This window comes from Micromonospora sp. DT229 (assembly GCF_049844505.1).
Classification (GTDB): domain Bacteria; phylum Actinomycetota; class Actinomycetes; order Mycobacteriales; family Micromonosporaceae; genus Micromonospora.
Window position 1 is genome coordinate 20,538 of sequence record NZ_JBNCLD010000026.1, and the last position, 26,608, is coordinate 47,145.

Consider the following 26,608-nt stretch of genomic DNA (forward strand, 5'->3'; position numbering starts at 1 on the left):
ATCGATCACGATGCGATGCTCCCGGCAACGGCACGGGTCACCGATCGCCGACCAGGGTATCGGGGCCCCGAGTCAGGGCAGCGGGACGACGTACGAGTCGACGCGGGCGATCAAGCCGTCACGGAAAGTGAACAGGTCGTTGAAGGCGAACCGGAACGTCCCGTGCTCGACGCTGGTGCCGCGTCCCGCTCCGGTGGTGATGACGACCGGACCGTCCTCGTGGACGCGCTGGACGTCGAGTTCGGGGCTGCCGGTGAAGGCCGGATTCTCGATCTCGGCGTCGAACTCCGCCTTGCCGTGGGTGGTCCGGTGGCCGTGGATGACCCATTGGACGTCGTCGGTGAGGGTCGCGAGGATCCGCGCGTGATCGCTCGTCCGGAACCCTGCGAAGTACTCCGCGACGAGGTGGCGTTGGCTCTGCTGGGTCATCGTCTGCTCTCTCCTGGCGTGGCGTCGTCGTGCTGCAGGTGGGTGGCGAGGGCGTCGAGGATCGAGGCGAGTCCGTCGCTCGCCTGGGCGGTCTGAAGCTCGGGCGGCAGCCGACGTTGGTGGACGGTGAGATCCGTGCCGCCGTCGGCGGGGCGCAGGCTGATGGTGGTACGCAGACCGGTGACGGGCTCGTCGAAGACGAGTTCGTGCGGTGCGGCGACGCTCACGTAGACGAATCGGAGGCGGCGGGAGACACCGTCCGGAGCGCGGGTGTCGAGCGCGAACTCTCCGCCGGGACGCAGGTCGACGGTCACCGAGTCAGGCGGCACGGTGGCGTGTGAACCGCCCCAGAACGCCGCGACGCTCGCCGGTGAGGTGAGGGCGGCCCAGACCCGCTCGGGTTCCGCTGGGAGACGACGTCTCGCGATCAGTTCGTCGCCCCGACGTTGTGCGCTGGCGGTCAACGGGTCGCCTCCTCCTCGGTGAGGTGTTGTTCAAGGGCGTCGAGCCGGTCGTCCCAGGCGCGGCGCTGCTCGTCGATCCACGTGCCGAGCCGGGACAACTGGTCGACCCTGAGTCGGCAGGGGCGTCGGGTGCCCTCGCGACGCTGCTCCACCAGGCCGCACCGCCGCAGGACACCGACGTGGTGGGAGATCGCCTGTGGGGTCAGGTCGAAGGGTGCGGCAAGTTCGCCCACTGTGGCGTCGCCGCGCGCTAGGCGAGCGACAAGGGCCCGGCGGACGGGATCACCGAGGGCGGCGAAGGCCGAGTCGAGCTCTGGCCCGGGTGCGACGAGCGAGGGCATGGCTCCACCCTAACACAAACAATCATTTGCGCAAACAGGCGTTTGCATCGCCACCCCGATGCACGAGGTCTTGCTATGCAAGGTATCTTGCTTTTCATGGACGGCGCGCGTGAGCGGATCACCACCAACATCCGCAAGGGCGTCCTTGAGTACTGCGTGCTCGCGTTGCTCTCGCAGCGCGACATGTACGGCCTGGAACTGGCGGACTGGCTGGCCGCTCGGGGTCTGATCGCCAGCGAGGGCAGCCTGTACCCGATGCTTGCCCGGATGCGGCAGGCGGGCAGTGTCGAAACCCGCTGGCTGACCCCCGAGCAGGGGCATGCCCGGCGGTACTACGCGATCACCGGCCAGGGGCGGGCGCAGTTGCGGGTGTTCGCGGCGGTGTGGCGTGACATCCAGCCGCACGTGAACGAACTGATAGCGGAGGAAACATGAGCAACGGCGCCCTGCCCGAGGTGGCGGAGACCTACCTTCGGGCGCTCGCCGCCGAGTTGGCCGACGCGCCACCGGACACCGTGCGGGAGATCATCGAGGGGGTTCGCGCGCACATCGCCGAGGCCTTGGACAGCGGACGCCAGATCGACCAGGCCCTGGCCGGTCTCGGCAGCCCGCAGGCCGTGGCGGCGCAGGCGCGTGAGGAACTCGTCCTGACCGACCGTGCCGGGGACCGGGTGGCCGGTGTCGGCCGGGCGCTGCGGATGGTCGCCGTGGTGCTCGGCGTACTGACCGCGGTGTGTGTGAGTTTCCTGCTGCCCTCCACCGCGCTGCCCTCGGATCTGGCCGGTCCCGAGGGGCAGAGCATCATGCGACGCCTCGGGCCCGGGTTCGCCATGCTCACCCTGCTACCGGCGCTCATCGCGGCCATGCCGTTCGTCGTACCCCCCAGGGTGCGCGAGGTTACCGGCGCAGTCGGTGCCGGTGTGCTGACCGCACTCGCCTGCGCCACCGGTGAGGTCGGCCTGTACTACCTCCCGCTCGTGCTCATGCTGTGGGCGGCGACGGTGGTGCCGTGGGTGATGCGGCGAGGGATCGGCCGGGCCGCCGTACGGTCCTGGCGCCTCGTCGCGGCGGGGGCGGTCACCCTGCCCGGACTGCTGCTGACGCTCTCCGTGGCCACCGGCTCGTTGGGCATCGAGTGGCTGGGCGTGGTGCTGTGGATCGTCGGGCCGCTGGTCGTCGGTGCGCTGTGCGCCTTCGGCCTCCGGATCGGGTACGCCCTGACCGCCCTGGCCGGTGCGCTGGTCATGGCCTTCGCGATCACCGAGCGGGGCTTCCTGTTCGCGGCCTTCTGGGTGTTCGGTGGGCTCTACCTGATGATCGGCTCCACCGGTGTGGTCACGACCCGTCGCGGCAACCGTCCCGAACAGCGACCTGCAGTGCGAGGGCGACCCACCTCGACTTCGGGAGGCTGACGACGGACTCGCGCTTGCTTGCCCTGGCCACGTCGCCCAGGGTGATGTAGGTCGGTGCCCAGGACACCTCAGAGTTGGCCGCGCAATTGGCCTTGCCAGCGGCCAAATCGAGGTCCACGTCAGTTCACTACGGCCTACCTCAGCCGAACGCGATTGGATCCCAGGCCATTCGAGATCGGCCCTAATCGCTCTTCTGTGCTGCTTGGGATGCCCCTATCAGTGGGTTTCGTCTCGCCAGCAACTTCCGCCTGGGGTGCTATCGCGGTGAGCGCTCGCGACGCGTCGGCGTAGCCCATCTTCTCGAGAGCTGCCAACCTTGATCGATCTGTCTCAAGACGGTGCCCCAATTCTCGCTGATCTCTTGGCGCGATCCTCACGACTTGTATTCCTCCAACAAGATCGGCTTCTATCAAGTCTTCCACAGCGACTCCGAGTGGGTTGCGTGAAAGCAGGAGGTGTCGGATCACCGAGGGGAGTATGGGAAGGAAGCGCACGATCCTCGACTCATTTCCTTCCAGCTCGCGGCCGAGATTGGACTTGGCGACACTCGAGATCGCAATCAACAGTCGCGGACTCTGTCGAAGTGCACGAAGTACTGGCAGAGGATCGGTTATTCCGCCATCCATGTAGTGGCGTCCACCGATAACTACCTTGGGCGGGTAGAGCAGCGGGACGGCCATGGTGCCGAGCATGCCTTGATAGAGGTCGCGGTCGGCCGGCACCGATGCGAGGTCGACGTAGGACGCTGTCCCGCTGCGAGCGTCTGTCAGCGCCACCTCGAAGATCAGCCGATGCGCTCTCAGGGTTGTGGTCGACAGTCCTGTCACGGCTTTGATCGTGTCAACGAGGTATGCCACATCGACCATCCGGCGCGGCCTCCAGAGGTTTATGAATCGGTCGCCAGAAAGCTTCCCGAGTAGTTTGTCGCCCATCTCGGCCACAGTCGGCCCGCTTGGTTCGGCAATCTTCTTGGCGAGAACCGCTCCGGCGACACAACCAGCACTTGTCGCGTGTATTGATTTCACATCAGGCGCGAGGCCTCTATCGACTAGGGCGCGAATTGCGCCCAGGCAATATATCGAGCGCATCGCTCCGCCTTGGATCGCGACTGAGATCACTTGAACTCCTTAAATCGGCTGACGCCGTCATGGTGCCGTGAAGTACCTGACGACTTGAACCAGAATTGCTGAGAGTGGCCCTGCTATTGACAAAGCGCCTGCCACCAACCACCGTTGCCTTATGGGTGTGGCAGGAATCTTGGATATATAGTCCAGTCTCTTGTACGCCGCTAGAAGCGCCAACAAGCCTTCTGTGTCCTCTCTCCCCTTGAATTTCGCAATCTCTTTTGCTACCTCCTCGGTCTGCGCCTCCTTGTCTTGTCGTACCTGGCGTCGGAAGTTTCCGTTCACTGCTGAGAATACGTACAGTACGATTCCAATGAATATTGCCAGGACTGCTGCGGCTGCTATTGTACCCATGGCGGGTTCAAGAAAGAACGACACTGCCCATGCGCTGAGCATGGTGCAAAGGGCACCCGCTTGCATATTAGTAATCAACTGGCGGAGGCGTCGCCACCCAAAGAATCCATCCGGATTCACCATGTTGGCGCGGAATTGATAGTCGTTCTTAAGTCGTTTGAGGAACGCGACATACGTTAGTCCTACAATGGCCTCGATGTAAACCATGTAGATGCCAATCGCACCAAAGAGGACCCAGAGGACTCCGCCGGGACGCAGGGGGCTCAGACTTGCCCACCAGTTGCTGTAAAGTTCCGGCGCAAGGAAGGAGAACAGCTCCGACTGCATCCCAAGGTTCGTCAGTGTGGTAAATCCCAGTGCTACGACGAAAACGATCGGGGACAGCTTGCCCCAACGATGCAGACGCTGGTTGACGGCATCCACGGCTTCCGTAAGCGCCCGCCGTCCGGCCTCATCGTACTTAATGCAACCGGTTGCCTCCATGTCGGAGTGTAGACGGGCTGCACCCAGATAGAGGCCGTACACGAGTAGAACTGATGTGACAATCGTGAACGTCAGAACTATCGATGGATAGTCGCGCAAGTACGGCATATCGAGATAAGTGCTGTCGGATCGTGTTCGGATCACGAAGTGCCAGGCGTCTTTCCAGAATGGGTCGGCGTCGCTTCCAGGCAGAAAGAGGCCAGAGCCCGCAGCCGCCCATATCACCGCGAGCCCCGTTATCCCTCCGACTATGACCGAAGCCCACCCCTGGCTGACCTTTCCACCGTGCAGTCGCCCCAAGATAAGTGGGTCAACCACGAATGGCTCCAGATCCGGGATTGGCTTGGGCTCATGATCATACTGGGTAGTAGGGCTCTCGTCGTCAACAGGGTGCCGTGGAGACACGACCTTACCTGCCCCTCGACGTCCAATGTTCTGTGTCACGTTCCTTCTTTCTAGCAGACCTAGCGTGAGCTATTCGTTGACGCAGGATTCGGGCGTGAGAGAGAATAGATTAGTGAAGCATGCGAGCTTATTGCGGCGCGCATGCCAGTATGAGTTGGAAGCTCGACTCCGATATCGGCGAGGTCGGCTCGTAATCTCGAGGTGGCGGCCGGTAGTTCCAGGAAGCTCAAGCTCGGCGCGATGTGGTGAACTACGTGAAAATTAACTCCACCGCATAGCCGCCACCACAGGCCGGCGTGGTGGCCGACATCGCTCGTCTGGATGAGTTGGTTGCACAGGGGCCAGCGATCCGAACACTCGCGCCCCTCAGTGTTGCTGAGGGTGGTATTGTGCTGCACCTGCGTAATGAATGAGACTAGCGTCCCGGCCAGTAGGTGAAACGAGAGAAACATGACTATCGTCGAGCCAAACGAACGTGCGATGAAGACGGGCGCCCAGACGATCGCTGCCGGAACGTATTTATCCAACAAGAACAGCCAGCTAGGCGTTGTTGCCCTCAGGCCGTGCCGATTTCTATAACGCCGTTTGAGCCATGGCTCCGCAGGCTTGAGCATGTTCAACGTCGACATGGGTAGCAGCAACCACATATGAATGTGTTGGGTGGAGTGGAGCGGACGCCATTTCTGGCTGTTTGTCACACGGCCCAGGCTGCCGAACTGGATATCGGGATCGAGTTCTGGATCTCCCGGATACCGGTGGTGGAGACGTACGTGTTTGTAGATCCACCAATGCGGACTGAACCCGACTGGGCTGGATCCGAGGCGTTGAAGGATGACTGCCACCCAGCGCGGCGCGCAGGTGTTGCCATGAACGGCGTCGTGGAACCATGAGCCCAGCAAGGAAACTGTCGCCAAAGCGAAGATGGCTACCGCGAGGAGATTGTATGGATACGGCAAGAATATCGTCCCTGTGTATCCAATGGCCTGCGGTACTACCCGTGAGAGTGCGTCGTACGCAATCTGCCGATGTGTAGGGCGTTGACGATGCGCCAGTTCATTGGCGCGGAACTTTCGTAACCGGACCTCGAGAAGATCAGATGGAGTCGCCGGCTGAAGTTTCCGGATGCCAGCACGCTCTGCCGTCGTGGAATGCCCTGCAGGCGTTCTCCCTGTTGATGTAGTCCTCGCTCGCCGGAGGAGGATGCCTCTTGTTGTCGCGATGCGGCCAGACGAGCGAGACGAGCGGACGCCTCGCAAATTGGTTTCTCCACCGTCGATCTTCACAAATGAGATCCAGATCTAGTGGGTGCTCGTCAACGCACCATGCTACAAGAACCGGAGGCCCATCTTACTCGAAAATGGGGCTAGTTCTGTCGGGTCGGCGACACTCACCGGAGTTCTGGCTCTTAGCATTACGCGACGGTGTCCTGCTTGCCGACTCCGAACAGGATTATCTAGTGTCCAGACCACTAGCGTTCGGAGCGCCGGGATCCGGCTACGCGGATGGTGAACACCCCAGTGTCGTCGATCGCTGCGGATTCGGCCGTGTTCTCGGAAAAGCTCGTCTCGACTGCTTCTCTGGGTGGCTGTTGGCGATCTCTCGACGCACTGCTTGTCCTCGCTACTGGCCTGGTGGGGTCGGACCTCGCCACTGAGGGGCCGTGCGGCCATCCTCGATCAAGCCGGTGAATGCACATGCCGGTCTTGATCACCGAACCGCTGTACACGAAAGTTGCTGCCGCCCGCACGCTTCAACTACCCCGCCGCCCGGCTGGAACGCCGAACGGCGTTTCGCCAGACATTGACGCTACCCATCGATTGACCTGGTCGCGATAGGGCGCGGGCAAGGGCCCGTCGACGGCGGAGAAGCCTTCCGGGAAGACAGCAGTCGACCAAGATTCGGTCCCCCGGCGGGGTCTCGGTGCGCTGTCTTGCCCGTCTGCGGGTCGCCCTGTCCAGCCGGACCCTAAACCACCTGGCCGACCTCGTCCACGCCGGGCGTACCCGCCGTCGCGGACAGTGGCGGCGCCTTGATGCCTGCCCTGCTCGCCCCGGCTCATCTCTGCAATGGAGACACGCCACCGCGATCGTTCAGGTCGTTCCCGCCATGCGTGACGTCCCGACTGGCCACCCGAGACCCAGGTGGCCATCGCGAGCGCGTGTGACGACAGCCGTAGCCGGTTCGCAACCGGCGCCGGCGTGTCCGTGCCTACTCGCGCGATCGATCGCACATGCACGTCGGCGCGGTGCCCCAACCCCGTAGGCGTTGGGAACTGCATGGCTATGGCCAGTGCGACTCATCCTCCTGATGAGCATCGACGACCCGATGACAGCTAGGCTGCCCGCGTGGCCGATGCCGAACTGGTGACGAACGAGGAGCGCCTGCGCCGCTTCGAGGCGATCACCGACAGGGCTCTGTCGGGGCTGAACATCGCCGATCTCTTCGATGAGCTGCTTGATCGGGTCCGGGACCTGCTCAAGGTCGATACTGCGACAATCCTGCTGTTGGACGGCCATACCGGCGAACTCGTCGCCACGGCCGCCAAGGGCCTGGAAGAGGAGGTACGGCGCGGATTCCGCATCCGGGTCGGGCACGGCTTCGCCGGCCGGGTGGCAGCCACCTCAGCACCGGTGACGATCTATGACGTCACCCCCGCCGACGTGGTCAATCCCATCCTGCTCGACGCGGGGATCCGGGCCCTGCTGGGGGTGCCGATGCTGGCCAACGGCACCCTCGTCGGGGTGCTGCACGTCGGTTCCCTGACCCTGCGGCGGTTCGGCCCCGAGGACGTCCAGCTGCTGCAACTGGTCGCCGATCGGGCCAGCTCCGCCGGTCAGGTCCGGGCCCAGATCCTCGACCGGCAGGCGGCCCTGGCCCTGCAACGCAGCCTGCTGCCCGGCCGGCTGCCGGAGATCGCCGGCCTGGACCTGGCCGCCCGGTACGTGCCCGGTCACGACCTCGGCATCGGTGGCGACTGGTACGACGTGTTCGCCCTGCCCTCGGGCTGGCTGGGCGCGGTCATCGGCGACGTCTCCGGTCACGGACTGCCCTCCGCCGTCGTCATGGGACGCATCCGCAGTGCCCTGCGCTCCTACGCCCTGGACCGGGACGACCCGGCCGAGGTGCTGACCGCCCTGGACCGCAAGATCCACCATTTCGAGGCCGGCACCCTGACCACCGCCCTCTACGCCCTCATCGCCCCCGACCGCGCCTCGGTGCACCTGTCCTGCGCGGGCCACCTACCGCCACTGCTGGCCGTTCCCGGCGAACCCACAAGCCTGGTGGACCTCGTCGTGGACCGACCCTTCGGGGTGGGGGCGCCGCTCGCCAGGCGGCACACCACAGTGGTGGACCTGCCACCGGGCGCGACCCTCGTCTTCTACACCGACGGGCTGGTCGAACGCCGCGGCGAGCTGATCGACACCGGCATCGAACGGCTGGCCGACGCCATCCGGTCGGGGCCCGCCGAGGCGTTGTGCGACCACATCATGGCCGCCACCATCGACGAGCCCCCGACCGACGACGTGGCCCTGCTGGCCATCCGTCGCCACGACTGAACCGCAGAGGGGCTGATCAGGGCAGACCCAGCAGCCTCCCGACGGCCTCGGCGGTGCCCGGATGGCCCTGCACCAGGGCGGCGGCCCGGCAGTCCGACACCTCCTCGTCGGGACTTCGCCAGCCGCCCTGGACGCCGAGCAGGGCGGCCAGGGCCTCCACCGGCTCCCGGTGGTCGACCAACAGGCCGTGCACCTGCCCCACCGGCCGGCGCGGGATGACCCGGGCGGCCGTCGGGGCGGTGTCCGACCAGGGCGGCACCCAGGAGTCCAATGCGGCCAGGGTACCTGGGAAGGTACGCCCGGCCTCCCGCACCAGCAACGGCACCAGTTCCGGCCCGTGCTCACGCAGCGCGGTGATCAGGTTGGGCAGCCAGGGCAGCAGCACCGGGTCGGGTAGCCGGGCGAAGGCGGTGGACATCGTCTCCACCACGAACGGCGCGAGCCCCGGCACCGGCTCCAGCGCGTGCACGAAACCGGACAGGTACTGCGGGAAGGCCGGCACCACCAGCGGGTTGGCCAGCAGCTCCCGGCACCGTTCCCGCAACTGCGCCAACGGCAGCAGCCCCAGCTGGTGGTGGGCCGCCCAGCCCAGGGCGACCTTGGCCGGCGCCTGCGGATGGGACTGGGCCAACGCGAGTTCGAGCTGGGACCGGTCGCAGCCCAGCGACAGCGCCAGGCTCTCCAGGCTGAACAGGAAACCGAGCATCGCCCCGACCTGCCGTACCCCGGTCTCGCCGTCGACGAAGGCCGTCGGCAGCAGGGTGCAGTAGTGGGCGTACCCCGTGGTCACGAACGCCTCGCACCAGGCCGGCAGCTTCGCCGCGGTGGCCTGGTGGTGGGCCAGCAACCGGCGGATGCGCCGCAACACCTCCGGGGCCTCGTCGACGGTGCGTTCGCCGGCGAGCAACTCGACCGCCCGCGCGCCCAACTCCTCGACCAGTCGGGGACTGTTCAGCAGGGTGATGGCGTCCTCGACCGCCGTCAGAGCGCTGACGGCCGTCGCCTCGGGCCCGTGCGCCGCCCGACGCAGGCGCTGCTCCAGCACCTGCTCGACGGTCACCCCCTCGTAGCCGAGTTCGATAAGCGCCCGCTGGTGGCGGCCCAGCGCCAGATCCCAGCTCTCCTGGATCGACCGGTGGCCCAGCCGACGCTCACCCATGATCGGGCGGACCGCCCCCGGCGGCAGCAGGTGCCGCAGCATCCAGAGCAGATCCGAACAGCCGGCCAACTCCGGGTTGCCCTGGAGATCCAGCAGGGCCCGCTGCACGGTGCGTTTCTCCAGATCCAGACCGAGGGGCGCAAGCCGGTGCAGCACCTCACGGGCCAGCGGCGGCAGGGCGTCGTAGCCGACCTGGCCGATCCGATCCCCACCCAGCAGGATCTCGCAGAGCCGCCGCACGTCCCGCCGACCGGGTACGACATCCTTCTCGATGCAGGTCACCGCCGCGTCGGCGAAGTCGTACGGGGTGGGTCGGGCCCGGTTGCGCAGCCCGGCCAACAGGATCGAGGTCTCGAACACCGCGATCGCGTCGGCGGTGCTGGCCAGGTACCCGTTGCGGCGGGCCAACCGGACGATGTCCACACACCAACTGCGCAGCTCCGCCTCATCGAGCCCGTCGAGGACTGGCGGCGCGGCGAGGAAACCGGAGAGCCGGTCGGTGACCGCCGCAGCCGGCGTCGGAACCGGCTTGCCCCGCCCCTTGCGGCCCGTCGCCCCCCGCTGACCACCCAGCCGGTACGGCTGCACACCTGAGGCGCTCACCGCCTTGTTCCAGGTGGCGGCGGCGATCGACACCGACCCGGGGGCCAGGCCGAACTGGGCCTCGATCGCGGAGTGGCTGGACGGGATCAGCCCGTACTGCCACCGGGTGGCGGTGCGGCCGGTGATGTCGAAGTCGGGGGCGGGTGAGTCCAGGCCGAACTGTTCGACCCGGCTGGCGGCGTGGAAGGCCCCGCAGACATACAGACAGTCGGCCGGGTCCGCGCCGGCGGCCGCCAGGTGCTGCCGGATCCTGGTCCACATGTAGCGTTCGCGGTCCTCGTCGCGGTCGGTGCGCTCCGACCCGGACGGCCGCAGCCGCCGGAACAGGCTGCCGATCAGCACCATCACCTGGCGGTAGGTGTCATGGTCGGCGGCGGCCAGGGGTCGTTCGACGTAGCTGTCCCACCATTCCGACCAGTGCCGCACCTTGCCGTGGTGTAGCAGGTACGCCTCCAACTCGGCGAACCGGGGCCGCAGGTCGCCGATCTCCACCCCGACCGCGTCGCCGTGCAGTGCGGCCTGTTCATCGGCCCCGTCGCCAGGGGACTCCTCCGGCCCCGGGGACTCGTCGCGCGGCGACCACTGGAAGACATGGTCGGTGGAGCGGTCCACCAGCACCAGCTCCACCCCTGGGGTCTCCAGCGCGTACGCGATGGCCTGGTATTCCGCGGAGGCCTCGGTGACCGGGGCGATCACGCTCAGCGGCGCCCAGGCGGCGGGGAAGCCGTCGAGTTCCGAGGCGAACGCCTGCACGGCCACCGGCAGTCGGCAGTTGCGCAGTTCCGTCAGGACCGGTTGGAGGTCCTCGCAGAGTTCCAGGTAGATCACCCGGGGCTGTTTCTGCCGCAGTCGGCGCACCATGGCCAGGGCGGAGGCCGGCGAGTGATGGCACACCGGGAAGATCTCCAGCCGTTCACCCAGCGCCCGGTCGACGTCGTCGACCAGGCCGGTGAGGATGTCCGCGAGGGCGTCGGGGCCCTCGGCGAACGCGGCGGCGGCCTCGGTGAGCTGCTCCCGCAGCGCCGCGAACGCGCCGACGGAGACCGGGGCGGCGGTGTTGGCCGGGACGGCGGTGGGGGCGGTCATGACAGGGCGGCGATCGTCTGGCGGCCGCCGTCGAGGAAGTCGTTCCACTCGCCGCCGTCCTGCTTGGCCCGTGGCTCCACCACGGCGTGCAGGTACTTGTTGAGGATCGCCAGGTCCTCCGGGCTGCGTCGGGCCAACGACCCCACCAGCGACCCGGCCAGCGTCCCGGCCCGCAGGGTGCGGTCGCCGAAGAACTGGCTGTGCAGGATGGCGTCCTCCAGCACCCCGATCTGCTCGGCGGTGGACAGCGCCGACTCCAGCTTCTCGTCGTCGCTGGTGGCCGAGGCGGCAGCGGCCCGCAGGTCGGCGAAGCTCTGCAACAGGATGTCCAGCAGGGTCGGCGGCACCTCCAGCTCGACATGGTGGCGGCGCAGCAACTCCTCCGTACGGAACCGGACGATCTCCGCCTCGCTGCGCTTGTTGGTGACCACCGGGATCCGGACGAAGTTGAATCGCCGCTTCAACGCCGAGGACAGGTCGTTGACCCCCCGGTCCCGGCTGTTAGCGGTGGCGATGATGGAGAACCCGGGCTTGGCGAAGACGATGTTGTCGTCGTTGAGTTCGGGGATGGAGACGTACTTCTCCGACAGGATGGAGATCAGGGCGTCCTGCACGTCGCTGGTGGAGCGGGTCAACTCCTCGAAGCGGCCGATCACCCCCTGCTCCATCGCCGTCATGATCGGCGAGGGGATCATCGACTCGCGGGACTGCCCCTTGGCGATGACCATGGAGACGTTCCACGAGTACTTGATGTGGTCCTCGGTGGTGCCGGCGGTGCCCTGCACGACCAGGGTCGAGTTGCGGCAGATCGCCGCGGACAGCAGCTCGGCGAGCCAGCTCTTGCCGGTGCCCGGGTCACCGATGAGCAGCAGACCCCGATCCGAGGCCAGGGTGACGATGCTGCGCTCGACGAAGCTGCGGTCACCGAACCACTTCTGCGGGATATCCCGGTCCAGGCCGTCGGCGCGCTCCGAACCCAGGACGAACAGCCGGACCATGCGGGGGCTCAACCGCCACGAGTACGGCTTGGGGCCGGTGTCCACCGACTCCAGGTAGTCGAGTTCGTCGGCGTACTTGACCTCGGCGGGGGCACGCAACATCTCGGACATGAGGGGTGTCTCTCCTAGGTGAGGAAGCTCTTGAGCTCGAAGACGAGTTTGCGGATGTGGCCGGAGATGACCGGGGTGCCCAGGTCCTTGAGGCGTTGGCGGAACCAGGGGTTGACGCTCTGCTGGCCGGAGCTGCTGACCGAGCCGACCGGGATGAACTTGACCCCCGACCGGTGCACCGCCTCGATGCCGTCGAACAGCGGCTGGGAGCGGTCGAACTCGTAGAAGTCCGAGATCCACACCATCACGGTGTTCTTCGGCTCGACGATCTTCGGGCGGGCCATCGCCATCGCCACCGGCCCGTCGTTGCCCCCACCCAGGTTGGTCCGCAGCAGCACTTCGAAGGGGTCGTGCACCCACGGGGTCAGGTCCAACGCCCGGGTGTCGTAGGCGATCAGGTGCACGTCGACCTTGGGCAGCCCGGCGAAGATCGACGCCAGGATGGTGCAGTTGACCATCGAGTCGACCATCGACCCGGACTGGTCCACCACCACGATCAGCCGCGACGGGGTGGTCTTGCGGGCCGTCTGCCGGTAGTAGAGCCGATCGACGTAGAGCCGTTCGTCCTCCGGACTCCAGTTGGGCAGGTTCTTCCAGATGGTGCGGTCCAGGTCCAGGTTGCGGAACACCCGCTTCGGCGGCACGGACCGGTCGATCGCCCCGACCGTGGTCTGCTCCACCTGGGTACGCAGCACCTGGGCGACCTCGTCGACGAAGCGCCGGATCAGGGACTTGGCGTTGGCCAGCGCCACCCCGGACAGGTTGGCCTTGTCCCGCAGCAACTGCTCGATCAGCGACATGCTCGGGGTGAGCTGCCGGGCCAACGCCGGATCCGCCAGCACCTCCCGAAGGTGCATCCGGTTGACCAGATCCCCCTCGATGCCGGCGAGGATGGGACCCAGCCCGGTGCCCTGCCGGCGCAGCTCGCCGGCTTCACCACCGAGGGCCTGCTCGAACCAGCCCGCGTCGGACTGCCACCGGGCCAACTGCCCGGCACTGACCGACCCCGCACCGGTGGCGAAGACGTTGAGCAGCAGCTTCGATACCAGGGCCGCCCGGCGTACCTCGGCCTCGCCCGGCCGGTGCGGCCCGGCATCCGCCCCGGCGAGGGCGTCCTCGGTGGGTACGGCCGCATCGTCGGCATCGGCCTCGCCGGTGGGAGTGGCCTCGCCGGTGGGAGTGGCCTCGTTGTTGGGAGTGTTCTCGGGGTCCGCGAGCAGGCCGCGTAGTTCGTCGGCGAGTTGCGGGAAACGCTGGACCACGGTGTCCACCGACACCGTCGGGTCCAGCAGCATGGCGGGCAGGCCCAGGTCCTCGACCACGGCCATGCTCGCCGATTCCAGTGTGGGCTGCTCGTCCGGGTCGAAGATGCGGCCCAGCAGCCGCCAGTAGAGCACCTGTCGGCGGTTCGCGGCGGCCAGGTCGCCCGGGCTGATGTCGCCGGGGGAGAGGTCGGAGTCGGTCATCGGCGCAGCAACCGTCCCGCCCGCTCGCGCAGCACCGCCACCGCGTCGCCCGCCTTCGCCTCGGCCTTCGCCACCTTCGGGTCGGTGATCCCTTCGGCCCAGTCGCCGTTGTGCGCCTCGACGGGCTTGCGCTTGACGGTGGCCTGCACGGCCAGCGGCTGCACCAGCCAGCGACCCCCGTCGAAGCGGAGCAGCCCCAGACAGCACGAGGAGGCGGCCACCAGCGCGGGCGTGAGCGGCCCGGCCGCCGGCAGCCGGTCGACGGCGACCGGAAGTTGCTGACCGTCCCATTCGACGGTCAGCCCGTCGTCGTCCTGCCGCACCGTGTAACCCTCCAACAGCACCGGTTCGGCGATCGCCGTCGGGTGTCGGTCCAGCGGCGCGGTGGCCGCCGCGACCGCCGGAGCGAGCAGCAACCGGGCGGTGGCGAACGGATCGGCCGGTTCACCGACCCGGGCCTGGCCGTCGATCCACCGCAGGTCGCCGCCGTGCAAGGGCAGGTCGGTGACGGTCACCGCCCGCCGTTGCGCCAGCGCGGCCAGCAGGACCGGATACGCCTGCAACAGCCGCCACACCGCCGGCCCCGTGATCGTCTCGACCTTCGCCGCCGCCACCGTCGTACGCACCAGACGGGTGCCTCGGCCGTCGGCCGGTTCGAGGACACCGTGCACCTGCACCCCGATGGCGGTGCCGTGCTCGTGGAGGTCCACGCCGAGCGGCAGCAGACGACCGGAGATCGTCTCGACGTCGTCGGCCGGACTCGACCAGTCCTGGGCCAGCAGCACGGCCCGGGACCACAGATCCGCCCAGCGCCGCGCCGGCACCTGCGCCATCATCGCCACCGGAAGGCTGGCCCGCAGCTCGGCGGCGATACCGTCCAGCAGCACCGCCAACCGGCGCAGCCCCGGCTCGGCCAGGGCCGCCTCGACCGGCGTCCCGACCGCCGAGAGCAGGTCGTGGTCGACCCCACGCCACCCCGCCACGGCCGTCTCATGCAACCAGGCCCGCGCCGCGCCACGAGGCGCAGAAACCTCGGCCGGTACGCCCACCGACGCCGACCACGGCGTCCGCTCGCGCCCGACGGCCGCGTCGAACTGGCCGATCAGCGCGTCGTGGGCCGCGCCCAGCAGGGCCGACCGGGCACCGGCCAGGGCGGCCAGGTCCTCCTGGCTGAACGACCCGGCGGTCACCTTGCCCACCGCCTCGGCCACCCGGTCGTGCAGCGGGGTGCCGGCGACGGCATCGGCCAGGGCGGCCAGCGCGGCGGCGGCCTCCTCACCGACCCGCGCGAACCCACCGACCAGGGCGTCGTCGAAACCGGCGACCACCGCGTCGGCGTCGGCCAGCCCCACCGGAGCGTTCTCCTGTAGCTGCGCCAGTTGAGTGCTCAGCATCAGCGTGCCGCCCCGGTGGCCGGGAACCAGTGCAGCTCGGGCAGCGCGGTGGTGCTGTCCGGCAGTTCGAGGTACGCCAGGTGACGCAGGAACCGGCTGAACACCACCGCGGCCGGGGTCGGCTCGTGCCGGGTGTCCATCCGGGCCAGCAGGTCGGACCCGCTGCGTACCCCGTCACCGGCGTCGACCCGCAGGTAGCGGGCGACCCGGTCCACGCCGTACTGGAGGACGGCCTCCTCGGCCAGGGCTTCCAGGTGCTTGCAGGGCGCGCCGCGCAGCCCGCCGCAGGGCCGGTTGTTGTTGGTGCTGCAGTGGTAGGCGTGGCTGCCGGCGGCCACGGACGAGACGTAGACCCGTTCGATGTCCGAACCGCTGGAGACCACACCCTGTAGTCGCCCGTCGGCCAACTCGACGAAGGGCACCTTCGCCAACTTGCGTGGCCGGGCGGGCGGCACCACCGCCAGCACGCTACTGCGCCGCCAGGCCGCCCCGTCAGCGTCCGTCACCTGTGTCCTCCCCGCCCCGTCGCGGACACCGTCCGCGCGTGGTGAAGCCGCACCGACCGATGTCGGCGCCGCCATGACGGGAGGATCATGACGGATGGCTACGACACTTCAGCCCTCCCGTCCGACCCTCGGGACACCACCCCCCACCCCCGCCCCACCCCCGCCCCACCCCCGCCCCACCCCCGCCCCACCCCCGCCCGTTGATCATGAGGTTGGCGGCGGTAGTTGATCTCTGGAGTGCCGCTAACGTCATGGTCAACGGGGTGTCACTCCCGCATAGCGTTGCACTTGGAGGCTTGTGCGAAGTCGTGTGAGTGGGCGGCTTCGGTGAGATATGTACGATCCGTGCATGCGGTATGAGCAGACGATCACGGTGCGGGCCGATCAGGCGCGAGCCTGGGCGGTGCTGGCCGCGGTGACCACTTGGCCGCAGTGGACCAGTTCAATGCGGGAGGTGCAGCCGCTCGACGGCGACGAACTGGCGCTCGGGCACCGATTTCGGGTCAAGCAGCCCGGCATGCCGGCCCTGGTCTGGCGGGTCAGCGCGCTACAGGTTGGCGACTCGTTCACTTGGGAGACTCGTTCGCCTGGTGTGCGTACCTCCGGGTTCCACCGGCTGGCCGCCAACCCGGACGGCACCACTTCGATTACCGTCGGCGTGGACCAGACCGGGCCAGTGGCGCGACTGCTCGACCTTCTGATCGGCGCCAGGACCCGGCGGTTCCTGGCGCTGGAGGCCGCCGGACTCAAGGCAGCCAGCGAAAGCTGACTGGGCGACACCCTTGCCACTCGGTCACCAAATGCCACCCGTCGGCGGTCCTGAAGGGTCGGTGAGGCCGACGACCGTGGCCAGTCGCGCCACGTCGGCCGCCGCCGGTCCACCCCGGATGACCTCGGCGAGCAGGGTACGAGCAACCGGACGGTTACGGACCTCGGCGGGCGCGATGCGGTCAGCCGCCAGTAGGGCCTGCCCGGCTCGGCTGTGGCGGCTGGCGTCGAGGTAGGCACGGGCAGCGTCGATGAGGTGGGCGGCGCGATGCTCGGGCGGCAGGCGCGACCAGGCGCCGCTGCGGATGACATGTTCGTGGCGCAGGATCGCCTCGGCGGTGTCGCCGAGGCGGTGCGCGGCCAGGGACCGAGCCGTCTGGACGGCAGCCGGTCCGAAGCCGGTGTGGTGGGGGTCGGTGTCGCTGACCTGCCGGTCGGCCAGGGCGGCGGCATGATCGAGCAGGTCGTGGGCGTTGCGGCGGTCCCCGTTGTCGGCGGCGGCGAGTCCGGCCTGGACGTAGAGGCTGCCGCGTACGGTGTCGTCGTCTGCGGGGTCCGCCGCCGCCAGGGCAGCGGTGAGGGCGATCCGGTGGTGGCCGAGGGCGCGCAGGGCCTGGGCGACAGCGATGGTCGCGCTGGCCGTGCGGGTGGGGTCGTCGGCGGAGGCGGAGACGGCCCGGTCGGCGGCGAGCCAGGCAAGTTCGGCGTGGTCGAGCTTGACCAGCACGCTGGCGGTCAGCCGGTACGCGGAAACCAGCAGGCTCCGGGTGCCGTGGGCCGCATCGAGCAGGTCGGGCAGGACGCCGAGCAGTTGCGGGTACCGGGCGTGCTGGTAGGCCATCCAGGCGTACGCGACCTGGCCGCCGGCCTGCTGTGCGGTGACCGTGGGCCGGGGTCGGTGGTGGTAGCAGGCCAGGGCGGCCCGGACCGCGTCGATCCCGTTCTCGGCGGGTGCGGGCGTCGGTGGTTGGCGGGGGCCCAGGAGCATGGTCGGGTCGAGACGCAGCACCTCGGCGATGTCCCGGATCACCGAGTACCGGTCGAGTCGACGTACGCCGCGTTCGACCTTGTCGACCCAGCTTTTCGACTTGCCGAGCCGATCGGCGAACGCCTGCTGGCTCATGCCCCGATGGGCGCGCAACTCGGCCACCCGCCGCCCGAGGGGTACGGAGTTGTGGTCCCGCCGGTGGGTCATCGGCTGCCCCCGGCGGGCGGCATCGTGTGAGTGGACTCCCCGCAACGCGGACACCACCGCGACTTCACCTTGAACGCGAACAACCCGGCCAGGAAACCCAGCAACACGCCGCTGAGAACCATCATCACCACCTCGACACCCTCACCTTCCAGCGGTGTCGAGAGGCGCGCCCCGTGCTCAGGGACATCGCGAGTACGGGCGACGCAGCCTGTGGTCGCAGCCGAGTTGGTCCTGAGGCCGTTCTGTCAGGTGAGTAGAGCTCATCGACGGATTCCCGGTATGAGTTGTCTCGGTTCACTTGCTCAGATTCGCATCGACCCAATGGTCTAGTCAACAGGCAATTGCCAAAAGGATAGACTGGATCTACTTACGTTCGAGGTGTGGACCGTGGGCCAGGCCGCTTGATGGGGCCTTACGAGATCGCGCAGCGCCTCGGTGTCTCGCGGCAGCGGTTCCAGCAGCTCGCCCGGTACGCCACCTTCCCGAAGCCCTACCAAGAGCTGCGGGGGATGAAGGTGTGGTTGGCCGAGGACATCGAGGACTGGATCGCCGAGTACCGACAACCGCGGCCCACCGACGACGACTGACGGTCAGCACCTGCCAGGTGCTGACCGCGTTGACGTTCTCACCTCTGGATGCGGGCCTGGATCAGGTCGCCGAGCGGTTTACCTCTGCTGGCGTTCCGACACGTTGCCGTTCAGCTCCCAGAAGGTGGATCGCTCCCCTGCGCAGCTTGTTCTTGGCGTAGTTGTTCGAGCATGGCCGTGTCGGATGCGAGGTCCGGGCGGCCTACTTGGCGGTCGAGATCGACAACGATCTCAAGCTCGCCGATCGCCTCGTCGAGATTCCCTCATCCCGATGGATCATCGCGATGTTGTACCGGGTGACTGCTTCGCCTTCGCGGTCGCCGACTTCGCGTCGGATGGGGAGGGCTTGGTGGTAGTGGGTGAGGGCTTGTTGTGGGTCGCCGAGCCCGTCGTACACGCGGCCGATGTTGTTGACGGCGGCGGCTTCGTTGGCGCGGTTGTCGGCCTCGTGGTACAGGCGTAGGGCCTTGTTGTAGTTCTCCAGGGCATGTTGAGGTTGCCCGGTAGAAAACTGGGCCCAAGCCAGGTTGTAGAAGGCGTCGGCGTCTGGGCCGAGGGTCAGGGTGACGGTCGCGATCGCCTTTACATCCGCGAACCGGGACGTACGTAGGGGTCGAACTGCGCGAGGTAGCTGCGGGCAGCGAATGGGCTCGGTCAGCGGTGCGGCCGGTGGGTTGCGAGCCAGTCCACGGCGAAGTCGACGAGCTCGCGTTGGCGCATCAGGCGGGACTCGGCCGCGCCCACCTGCCCGATGCGCGCCCGGCCGGTGGCCTCGAAGGCGGCACCCAGCTGGTCGAAGTCGTCTTCGTCGGTGGCGACGTCCTCCCAGTGTGCCCACCGCTGGCCGGTGTCGGTGCGTACGGCGGAGCTTTCCTGCCGGCGCGGCGGGTCCGGCACCCGGTATTCGGCCAGGTGCAGCGAGGTGTTGTTGCGGTGTCCGACGCCCTGCAGCAGGACGTCTCCGCCGAGCCGGTAGACGGCGCCCAGGGGAGAGTGATCGCCGAGCATCTCGTCGAGTTGGTGCCCGGTCACCACTGCTTCGGCGGCGGGGCCGAGGGCCGCGAAGGACACCTGCGGATGGTCGCTGCGGCGTGCGCCCGGCCAGGTGCGGACCGTTTCCGCGATGATGCCCATCCACTGGCTGGGTGTCACCGCCGGGTCGTAGGGCGGCATGTGTTCCCGGACCACCGGCCACCACGACTCCGGTACGGGCGGGTTCCGCCAGCCGCCGGGGTCGGTGTTGCCCGGGGTGTGGGTCGGCACCACCAGGGTGCCGTCGGGGCCCACCGCGTCGAGCAGCGCCTGGATCACCGCGACCGGGCCACCGCAGACCCAGCCGAGCGACTTCAGGGAGGAGTGGAGGAGCAGCACCGAACCGCGTCGTACCCCGAGCGACGCCAGGTCGTCGGCGAGTGCGGCGCGGGTGGCGGGCAGGCCGGTGCCGATCATCGGCAGACCCTACCTGATCAGGTGATCTATCCGATTGACAGCCGACGCGGGATCCCTGTCGCCGGCGTCAGGACTCGGTCGTCGGGTGGTTGCGGACTCTGGCCGGCGCAGGCCGTCGGCGTACTCGGCGAGGGGTTGAGTACGACTGGCAATCCGTAGGGCGGGCCTACCCTGCTGGAGGGTCGGCCCGCCCGCTCCGGGGGGATTCGTGGTGCGGCAGGACCCGTCAGAACTGGTACAGCACGCTCCGATAGCCCACCGACGCCGCGATGATCAGCACCGTGGTTCCGGCGACGAACGGCCACCAGCTACCGCGCGGGCGGGCGAAGGCCAGGACGACGGTCGCCGACCAGAGGGCCGCGACGATCACCGTCCAGAGCGTTGCCGTGGGCACCCGGTCGGCGGTCCGGCAGCCGGCCGACGCGGGTAGGACTGCCGCGCAGATGTCATGGCGTGGCACCGCCAGCCACCAGTAGCCTGCCCACGCCGCCGCCGCGATGCCGGTGACCGTTGCCGCCGCGAGCCACGATCGGGCGCGTGAGGGCACTCCAACCTGGACTTCACTCACCTCGGCAAGAATATCGTTCGCCGATCTCAGGACTCGGTCGTCGCCGGCTGAGCCATCGGGGAGCCTCAGGCGGTGATGACCGGATACATCGCGGCTACTTCGGGGAGAACGGAAGAACGCAACGATGTCGGATTCGTCAGCGACAGGGTGCTCGCTTGTCACTGACTGTGCCGATTTGGCCCGGAGTTTGCGATGAGTCAGTCGGATGATGCCATTCGGAGAATCAGTCGTGTCAACCTGGGTCCGCCAGCCGATCAAGCTCGCGGAGCTGGGGGAACAGCCGCTCGGCATTGCGGGTTGTCAACGTGCGCCACGCGGGAGGCACTGATGCCGCTTGGGCGAGAGCGCCGGCCCGGGGTGTCCAGCAGTAGTCGCTGCCGTAGAGGATCCTTGTGTCGCCGAAGGCACGCATCAGAGCCGGTGCGGCGTTCGGAAACGGTGTACCGGCGATGTCGTACCAGATGTGGGCAAGCTGGTCGATCACGTCCCGGCCGGCGGGCGGGCCCTGCAGCAGATCTCGGAACAGGTGGATGCGCTCGGCCAGGACCGGCAGAGCGCCACCACTGTGCGAGAACACCCAGTTGATGCCGGGGAAGCGTTCGAGTACGCCCCCCAGGACGAGGTCGCTCGCGGTGCGGGTCGAGTCGAAGATGAACTCCAGGATCGGCCGCGGTCGACCCAGCGAGACAACCTCCCAGTTGGGTGGGGACACCGGATGTACGAACACGGTGGCGGCACGCCGGTCCAGTTCGGCGTAGACCTCTTCGTACCGCTGATCCCCGAGATACACACCGTGCGCGTTGGACAGCACCCCGACACCGTACGAGCCCAGCTTGTCGAGCACGTACGTCAGCTCGTCGAGCGACCCCGGCACATCCGGGAACGGGAGCGCCCCGAAGTGCGCGAACCGCGTCGGGTGCCGGCGTACCAGTCCGGCGGCGTAGTCGTTGACCTCACGGGCAAGTTTCCTCGCCGCCACATCGTCACCGAAGTGGACTCCTGGCGATGAGATGGACAATACAGACAACTGAATGCCGGCGTCGTCCATCAGAGCGAGGTGTTCGTCCACACTCCAAGCTGCCCACTGAGGCATGCCCTCCGGTCGAGAATGCCCCGCTCGGGTCGCTGCCTCGATGTACTCCGGGGTGACGAAGTGCGAGTGAACGTCGATCAGGCTGCTCATTGCGGCACCGCAACCAGCAGGCCGGTCGACGAGGCGACAGCGCGGATCTCCCGCAGACGCATACCGGCGCCGGCAAGCAGCGCAGCGTACTGGGCCTCGGTGCGTTCTCGACCGGTGAGCATGGTCAACATGATCAGATCACGCGGTTTCCCGTCGTGTGGTTCCTGCCCATCTGGAATGACGGCGTCGACGATGAGCAGCTCGGAATCACGGGTCATGGCGCGACGTACCGTGGCCAGGATCCGGCTAGCCTCGTCGTCGTTCCAGTCATGCATGATCATCGACATGAGGTAGACGTCGGCGCGGTCCGGAATCGAGGTGAAGAAGTCGCCTCCGACGAGCTGCGTACGGTCGGCAACGCCGGCCCTGCTGACCACGTCGCTGGCGTGCCGCACGACCTCCGGTCGGTCGAGGACGGTCGCCCGTAGGTCCGGATACCGGCGGAGCAGCGTTGCCACGAGGTGACCGTGGCCACCACCGATGTCCACGAGGGTCTTCGCCGCCGACAGATCGTACGCATCGACGGTAGCCGCGTGCAGCCGCCGCGACAGGTCACCCATGGCAGCGGCAAATATGCTTGCGGGCCCGGGGTTGGCGGCGAGGAACGCCCACCAGTCTGTGCCATGCAGGTACGGGAACGACGGGCGGCCGGTGCGCACGCTGTACAGCAGCGCACCGATAGCCGTGTGCCGTTCGGGGATGCCCCAGAGCCGGGCCCAGTGGCGCAGCGAATCCTCGGTCCCGTCGCGCAGCGCTTCCGACATGGGAGTCGGGCCGAAGACCCGCGGGGTGACCTCGTCGAACACACCGGTTGCGGCCAGGGTACGCAACACTCGATACAGGGCGTCCGAGTCGACGTCGCACCGTTCGGCGAGCTCTTCGACACCGCGTGGCGCGGTGGTAACGAGGTCGGCGATCCCGAGTTCCGCCGCGACCGCCACGGCCTGCGTGACAACGGGCGCCTGCAACATGTCCATGAGTTTCTGGTGGGGATCGGTGGGTGCGTCGATCATCGAGTGCCTCCGGTGAGTCGTTCGCTGGTCAGCTGGTCGGTCAGGTAGCCGGCCATCGCCGCGACGCTGGGGTGGTCCCACAGCAGCGCCTCGGGCAGCGACATGCCGAGCGCCCGGCCAATCGCATGACGAATGGCCTCGGTGAGCAGCGAGTCGGCACCCATCTCAGACAGAGGTCGATGACCGTCGATTTCATTGGGATCCAGCCGCAGTTCGGTCGCGACGACCTCTCGGACAGCCGTTTCGACGAGCCCCGCGAGATCCGCCTCCGGCACGTCCCGCCACGTCGGCTCGGGTCCTGCGGCGAGATCTTCCTCAGCGTCGTGCTGGGGCGCCGCCTGCTGGACTACACCGAAGTGCACGCCGTCGAGGCGAGCGAGAACCGTACCGTCGAGGTTGGCGATCTGCACCTCGACCAGGACATCGCCGAGGAGGCCGTCCGACCATGCGGCGTCGAGCAGCGACACGCTGATCAGCGCTTCCTGCGGCGGATCGCCCGTGACCACGATGTCTCTCATCCGGCCCGGCATGCGAAGCCGGGGAGTGCCGGCGAACAACACAGGTGCGGCCGATAGCCCGGCATCGAACAGGGAGGCCCAGGTGTTGGTTGCCATCAACCGATCCGGGTCGGCAGACACCCGGGCAACGATTCGGTCATCGGTTCGGCATACCTCACGGACCAGCCACGGGAAGCCGATTCCGACCACACCGATCGTTCGCAGCAGGTCCATGACACAGTCCGGGTCGAGCACCTCGGCATCGGCGAGAGGTGACAACCGACCGAAGGCGCCGGACGGAGGTTCCATCGCCGTCGCTGTCGCATGTGTCGCCCAGGCATCCTCCGACGCACGCTGGCCGACCAGTCGGGAGCTGAGCCGCACCGCGTTGTCCTGACGGACGACCTGCACGTCGCGTGGCATGGTCACGGCCACTGGCACTCGCAGTGTCACGTCTGCAAGTCGGCCCGATCCGGCCGCGGCGAGGAACGTGGTGAGTACCACCGCGGCGGGGAGGATCTCGGCCCCGAGTACTTTGTGGCCGCCCGGGTAGGGCCTGCTGGCCTCATCCAGGCTGGACTGCCACAGGGAAACCGATGAGGCGCCCTGGACGACGGTGCGCGGACCCAGCACGGTGTGGCTTTCCACGTCGTGCTGAGGAAAGGCCCGGGAGTCCGTGGGGGTGGGCTCAACCCAGTACCGTCGGTGCTGCCAGGCCATCGTGGGCAGGTCTGCCCGGTCGCCACCACGGTGCAGCACCGCGAAATCGACCGGCACCCCGAAGCAGTGCAGCTTTCCGAGGTTGGTCAGCAGAGTCCGATGTTCAGGCCGGTCACGTACGAGAGTGGCGAACACGGCGCCGTCCTCGATGGCGTGCGCGGCGAGGTTCTGCAGGATGGAGTGCGCCACCACGGGATGCGTGGATACTTCCAGGAACAGTCGGTGACCGTCTTCGATGGCAGCGGCGACGGCAGCCGAGAACTGCACCGGGTTGCGTAGGTTCGCCGCCCAGTATGCGGCGTCACGCGGCGGATCCGCGCGAGGATCGTCCATCGCCGTGGTGTATACGGTTGTCTTTCCCTGATGGGAGACGATTTCCTTGCACGCGGCGAGCAGGTCGGGCACCAGCGGGTCCATGTGAGGACTGTGGAAGGCTACGTCGGAGTTGACTCGACGCGCCTTGATCCCCTCCGTCGCCCACCGCGTCGCGATCTGCTCCACGGTTGCGGCGTCGCCGCTGATCACCGTCGACGACGGCGATGCCGCGATGGCGGCAGTCGCGCCGGGTGTGTCCGTGAGCCACGCCTGCGCCACGTCGAAGGGAAGATCGACCATCACCATCGCACCCTTCCCGGCGACCTGACGCAGCAGGCGGGATCGGCGGCAGATCAGCCGCGCGGCACCGGGCAGGTCAAGCAGGCCGGCGGCCACCGCTGCGGCGACCTCTCCGACCGAGTGGCCGATGATCGCGGCCGGCTGCAATCCGTAGCCGCGCCAGACCCGGGCCAGCGCGACCTGCATGGCAAACGTCATCGCCTGGACCTCACCGACCTCTTCGAGATGTCCGTCGAGCAGCACCTGGCGGGGCGCGATGCCGAGCTCCTCCCGGAAGATCGGGTCGAGCTCGTCCAAGGTTCGGGCCACCTCCGGCTCGGTCTCCAGAAGGTTGCGGCCCATTCCCTGCCACTGCGCACCGTGGCCGGAGAAGACCCAGACGGCGGCCGGCGTGGCGGCGCCCGGGTGCACTCGGCCTGTGACGACGTCGGCGGTCGAGCGACCGGCGGCCAACTGTTCGAGCCGGGTGACCAGTTCAGCGCGGTCAGCCGCGACGACACCGGCCCGGACGGGAAGTGCCGACCGCCCGTACGCCAGGGTGTGACCGATCGCATTGAGCGCGGTGTTCTCGTCCTCCGTCAACCAACGGGCCAGCCGCCCGGCATTGGCTCTCAGACCGGCTTCGGTCCGTGCGGAGAGCGGGAACAGCATGGCACCGGCCGACCGCATCCTGTTGTCACCATTGCGACCCGCGGTCCGGGGCGGCGCCTCTTCGAGGATGACGTGCGCGAGTGTCCCGCCGTAGCCGTAGTTGCCCACACCGGCGCGCCGCACCTGCCCGACGCTCGGCCAGGGCGTGTTCTGCGCGACAACCCGCAGCCCGGAACTCTCCCAAGGAATCTGCGGGTTGGGACCCTGCTGTGACAGGGTCGCCGGGATCAACTCGTGCTGCATTGACAGCACCACTTTGATGACGCCGACGACGCCCGAAGCTGCTTCGAGGTGGCCTACGTTGCTCTTGACCGATCCGATGAGGCATGGCTGGTCCGCGGCTCGGTCGAGACCGACCGTGGCGGTGAGCGCGCTGGCCTCGATCGGATCTCCCACACCGGTGCCGGTGCCGTGCGCCTCGATATAGTCGATCGACCGTAGCGCTACGTCGGCGTTGCGGGCGGCCTGGCGCATGAGGTGCACCTGTGCCTCCATGCTGGGTGCCATGATTCCGTTGGTACGACCGTCCTGGCACACCGCGCTGCCTCGGATGACAGCCATGATTGTGTCGCCGTCCCGCTGCGCGTCGGAGAGCCGCCTGAGGGCCAGGATCGCGCAGCCCTCACTGCGTACGTAGCCGTTGGCTGCGGCGTCGAAGGCCTTCGAGGTTCCGTCCGGTGACAGCGCACCGGCGGCTTCCAGGACGAGCGCGAAGCTGGGGCTGGCGACGAGCATGACTCCGCCGGCCAGCGCCAGTGATGTGTCGCCGGCGCGCAGGCTCTGACACGCCTGGTGAATCGCGACGAGTGATGCCGAGCACGCGGTGTCGACGGTGACGCTCGGCCCGCGCAGGTCCAGCGCGTGGGAGACCCGGTTGGCGACAGCGCACATGGAGGAGCCGATCCCGGTCCAGGCCTCGAGCCGAGGTAGGTCCTCCAGCAGTCGACGACCGTAGTCGTCACAGCAGACGCCCATGAACACGCTGGTATCACTACCGGCAAGGCTGCTGGGTGCGATACCCGCGTGTTCCAGGGCTTCCCAGGCGACCTCCATGGTGATGCGCTGTTGGGGGTCCATGAGTTCCGCCTCGCGCGGTGAGATGCCGAAGAAATCGGCGTCGAATCCGGCGATGTCGTCGAGGTAACCACCGGAGCGGATCGCCCGGCGGACCGCCAGGGCGTAGTCCGCCCCGCGAGCCGCGTACGCCTTCCAGCGGTCTGGCGGCACCTCGCCCACCGCATCGCCGTTGCTTCGCAACAGATCCCACAACTCGCGTGGTGACTCGATGCCGCCGGGCAACCGGCAGCCCATGCCAACGATTGCTACCGGTTCCGGTTCCGCTGAGTCCCGTCTGCCATGAGTGTTCAAGGCAAGCTCCTATTCAACGTGGCCAGGTCCGGTCACGTTCTGTCGATACGCAATGAATTTCTCGGGATTCCGTCGTCCACGTCGTGGACGCCACCAGTCGGG

The 26,608-nt window shown here is 67.8% G+C and carries 23 protein-coding genes; 5 read left to right on the forward strand and 18 right to left on the reverse strand.

Going from position 1 to position 26,608, the window contains the following annotated elements:
- Positions 1–72: 72 nt before the first annotated feature.
- From ACLQ2T_RS27205 to ACLQ2T_RS27215, 3 genes are read right to left on the reverse strand one after another with little or no spacing between them, the layout of a single operon-like run.
- Positions 73–429 (reverse strand): nuclear transport factor 2 family protein, encoded by a 357-nt coding sequence (locus tag ACLQ2T_RS27205; RefSeq protein WP_425769203.1) that lies wholly within the window; start codon positions 427–429, stop codon positions 73–75.
- Complete coding sequence (locus ACLQ2T_RS27210; protein ID WP_425769204.1) at positions 426–893, reverse strand: SRPBCC family protein; 468 nt, start codon at positions 891–893, stop codon at positions 426–428. The genes ACLQ2T_RS27205 and ACLQ2T_RS27210 overlap by 4 nt, the downstream gene beginning before the upstream one ends.
- Positions 890–1,234 carry an ArsR/SmtB family transcription factor gene (locus ACLQ2T_RS27215; protein WP_425769205.1) on the reverse strand — a complete coding sequence of 115 codons (345 nt, stop codon included), beginning with the start codon at positions 1,232–1,234 and terminating at the stop codon, positions 890–892. Before ACLQ2T_RS27215 ends, ACLQ2T_RS27210 begins: the two co-directional genes overlap by 4 nt.
- Positions 1,235–1,330: 96 nt before the next feature.
- On the opposite strand from ACLQ2T_RS27215, the gene ACLQ2T_RS27220 reads away from it, so the two are divergent.
- Together ACLQ2T_RS27220 and ACLQ2T_RS27225 are read left to right on the forward strand one after the other, a co-directional pair.
- The gene (locus ACLQ2T_RS27220; protein ID WP_425769206.1) at positions 1,331–1,669 is read left to right on the forward strand and encodes a PadR family transcriptional regulator; all 339 of its coding nucleotides are present in this window, start codon (positions 1,331–1,333) and stop codon (positions 1,667–1,669) included.
- Entirely contained in the window at positions 1,666–2,646 is a 981-nt protein-coding gene (locus ACLQ2T_RS27225; protein ID WP_425769207.1) for an HAAS signaling domain-containing protein, read from the forward strand. Before ACLQ2T_RS27220 ends, ACLQ2T_RS27225 begins: the two co-directional genes overlap by 4 nt.
- A gap of 134 nt (positions 2,647–2,780) precedes the next feature.
- Here ACLQ2T_RS27225 and ACLQ2T_RS27230 read toward each other — a convergent pair whose 3' ends face one another.
- Genes ACLQ2T_RS27230 through ACLQ2T_RS27240 form a run of 3 tightly spaced genes read right to left on the reverse strand, consistent with a single transcriptional unit; the run spans position 2,781 to position 6,295 of the window.
- Positions 2,781–3,764, reverse strand: a complete 984-nt coding sequence (locus tag ACLQ2T_RS27230; protein WP_425769208.1) for a patatin-like phospholipase family protein — start codon at positions 3,762–3,764, stop codon at positions 2,781–2,783.
- Between the two features lie 27 nt (positions 3,765–3,791).
- Complete coding sequence (locus ACLQ2T_RS27235; protein ID WP_425769209.1) at positions 3,792–5,051, reverse strand: hypothetical protein; 1,260 nt, start codon at positions 5,049–5,051, stop codon at positions 3,792–3,794.
- Positions 5,052–5,071: 20 nt separating this feature from the next.
- Positions 5,072–6,295, reverse strand: a complete 1,224-nt coding sequence (locus ACLQ2T_RS27240) for a fatty acid desaturase family protein (RefSeq protein WP_425769210.1) — start codon at positions 6,293–6,295, stop codon at positions 5,072–5,074.
- Positions 6,296–7,357: 1,062 nt separating this feature from the next.
- Between ACLQ2T_RS27240 and ACLQ2T_RS27245 the strand changes: the two genes are divergently transcribed.
- The gene (locus ACLQ2T_RS27245) at positions 7,358–8,569 is read left to right on the forward strand and encodes a PP2C family protein-serine/threonine phosphatase (RefSeq protein WP_425769211.1); all 1,212 of its coding nucleotides are present in this window, start codon (positions 7,358–7,360) and stop codon (positions 8,567–8,569) included.
- Between the two features lie 16 nt (positions 8,570–8,585).
- On the opposite strand, the gene ACLQ2T_RS27250 is transcribed toward ACLQ2T_RS27245, so the two are convergent.
- The 5 genes from ACLQ2T_RS27250 to ACLQ2T_RS27270 are packed head-to-tail and all read right to left on the reverse strand — an operon-like array spanning position 8,586 to position 15,853.
- Positions 8,586–11,417, reverse strand: a complete 2,832-nt coding sequence (locus ACLQ2T_RS27250; protein ID WP_425769212.1) for a DUF5682 family protein — start codon at positions 11,415–11,417, stop codon at positions 8,586–8,588.
- Positions 11,414–12,526 carry an ATP-binding protein gene (locus ACLQ2T_RS27255; RefSeq protein ID WP_425769213.1) on the reverse strand — a complete coding sequence of 371 codons (1,113 nt, stop codon included), beginning with the start codon at positions 12,524–12,526 and terminating at the stop codon, positions 11,414–11,416. The genes ACLQ2T_RS27250 and ACLQ2T_RS27255 overlap by 4 nt, the downstream gene beginning before the upstream one ends.
- Positions 12,527–12,540: 14 nt before the next feature.
- A complete protein-coding gene (locus ACLQ2T_RS27260) occupies positions 12,541–13,992 on the reverse strand; it encodes a VWA domain-containing protein (protein ID WP_425769214.1) in 1,452 nt (483 codons plus the stop codon).
- Positions 13,989–15,386 carry a hypothetical protein gene (locus tag ACLQ2T_RS27265; RefSeq protein ID WP_425769215.1) on the reverse strand — a complete coding sequence of 466 codons (1,398 nt, stop codon included), beginning with the start codon at positions 15,384–15,386 and terminating at the stop codon, positions 13,989–13,991. Before ACLQ2T_RS27265 ends, ACLQ2T_RS27260 begins: the two co-directional genes overlap by 4 nt.
- Complete coding sequence (locus tag ACLQ2T_RS27270; RefSeq protein WP_425769242.1) at positions 15,386–15,853, reverse strand: hypothetical protein; 468 nt, start codon at positions 15,851–15,853, stop codon at positions 15,386–15,388. Before ACLQ2T_RS27270 ends, ACLQ2T_RS27265 begins: the two co-directional genes overlap by 1 nt.
- Positions 15,854–16,241: 388 nt before the next feature.
- Between ACLQ2T_RS27270 and ACLQ2T_RS27275 the strand changes: the two genes are divergently transcribed.
- Positions 16,242–16,661, forward strand: coding sequence for an SRPBCC family protein (locus ACLQ2T_RS27275; RefSeq protein ID WP_425769216.1), 420 nt, complete (start codon positions 16,242–16,244; stop codon positions 16,659–16,661).
- A 24-nt stretch (positions 16,662–16,685) separates the two neighbouring features.
- Here ACLQ2T_RS27275 and ACLQ2T_RS27280 read toward each other — a convergent pair whose 3' ends face one another.
- Positions 16,686–17,912 (reverse strand): helix-turn-helix domain-containing protein, encoded by a 1,227-nt coding sequence (locus ACLQ2T_RS27280; protein ID WP_425769217.1) that lies wholly within the window; start codon positions 17,910–17,912, stop codon positions 16,686–16,688.
- 347 nt (positions 17,913–18,259) lie between these two features.
- On the opposite strand from ACLQ2T_RS27280, the gene ACLQ2T_RS27285 reads away from it, so the two are divergent.
- Positions 18,260–18,442 carry a helix-turn-helix transcriptional regulator gene (locus tag ACLQ2T_RS27285; protein ID WP_425769218.1) on the forward strand — a complete coding sequence of 61 codons (183 nt, stop codon included), beginning with the start codon at positions 18,260–18,262 and terminating at the stop codon, positions 18,440–18,442.
- A gap of 202 nt (positions 18,443–18,644) precedes the next feature.
- Here the strand turns inward: ACLQ2T_RS27285 and ACLQ2T_RS27290 are convergent, their stop codons facing one another.
- From ACLQ2T_RS27290 to ACLQ2T_RS27315, 6 genes are all read right to left on the reverse strand, one after another.
- On the reverse strand, positions 18,645–19,127 hold the full coding sequence (locus tag ACLQ2T_RS27290) for a tetratricopeptide repeat protein (protein WP_425769243.1): 483 nt from the start codon (positions 19,125–19,127) through the stop codon (positions 18,645–18,647).
- On the reverse strand, positions 19,097–19,891 hold the full coding sequence (locus ACLQ2T_RS27295) for an aminoglycoside N(3)-acetyltransferase (RefSeq protein ID WP_425769219.1): 795 nt from the start codon (positions 19,889–19,891) through the stop codon (positions 19,097–19,099). Before ACLQ2T_RS27295 ends, ACLQ2T_RS27290 begins: the two co-directional genes overlap by 31 nt.
- Positions 19,892–20,117: 226 nt before the next feature.
- Positions 20,118–20,459: a hypothetical protein gene (locus ACLQ2T_RS27300; protein WP_425769220.1), complete on the reverse strand. Its 342-nt coding sequence runs from the start codon at positions 20,457–20,459 to the stop codon at positions 20,118–20,120.
- A 232-nt stretch (positions 20,460–20,691) separates the two neighbouring features.
- On the reverse strand, positions 20,692–21,642 hold the full coding sequence (locus ACLQ2T_RS27305) for an amidohydrolase family protein (RefSeq protein WP_425769221.1): 951 nt from the start codon (positions 21,640–21,642) through the stop codon (positions 20,692–20,694).
- Positions 21,639–22,655, reverse strand: coding sequence for a methyltransferase (locus tag ACLQ2T_RS27310; protein ID WP_425769222.1), 1,017 nt, complete (start codon positions 22,653–22,655; stop codon positions 21,639–21,641). Before ACLQ2T_RS27310 ends, ACLQ2T_RS27305 begins: the two co-directional genes overlap by 4 nt.
- Positions 22,652–26,506: a type I polyketide synthase gene (locus ACLQ2T_RS27315; RefSeq protein WP_425769223.1), complete on the reverse strand. Its 3,855-nt coding sequence runs from the start codon at positions 26,504–26,506 to the stop codon at positions 22,652–22,654. The genes ACLQ2T_RS27310 and ACLQ2T_RS27315 overlap by 4 nt, the downstream gene beginning before the upstream one ends.
- Between the last annotated feature and the right edge of the window lie 102 nt (positions 26,507–26,608).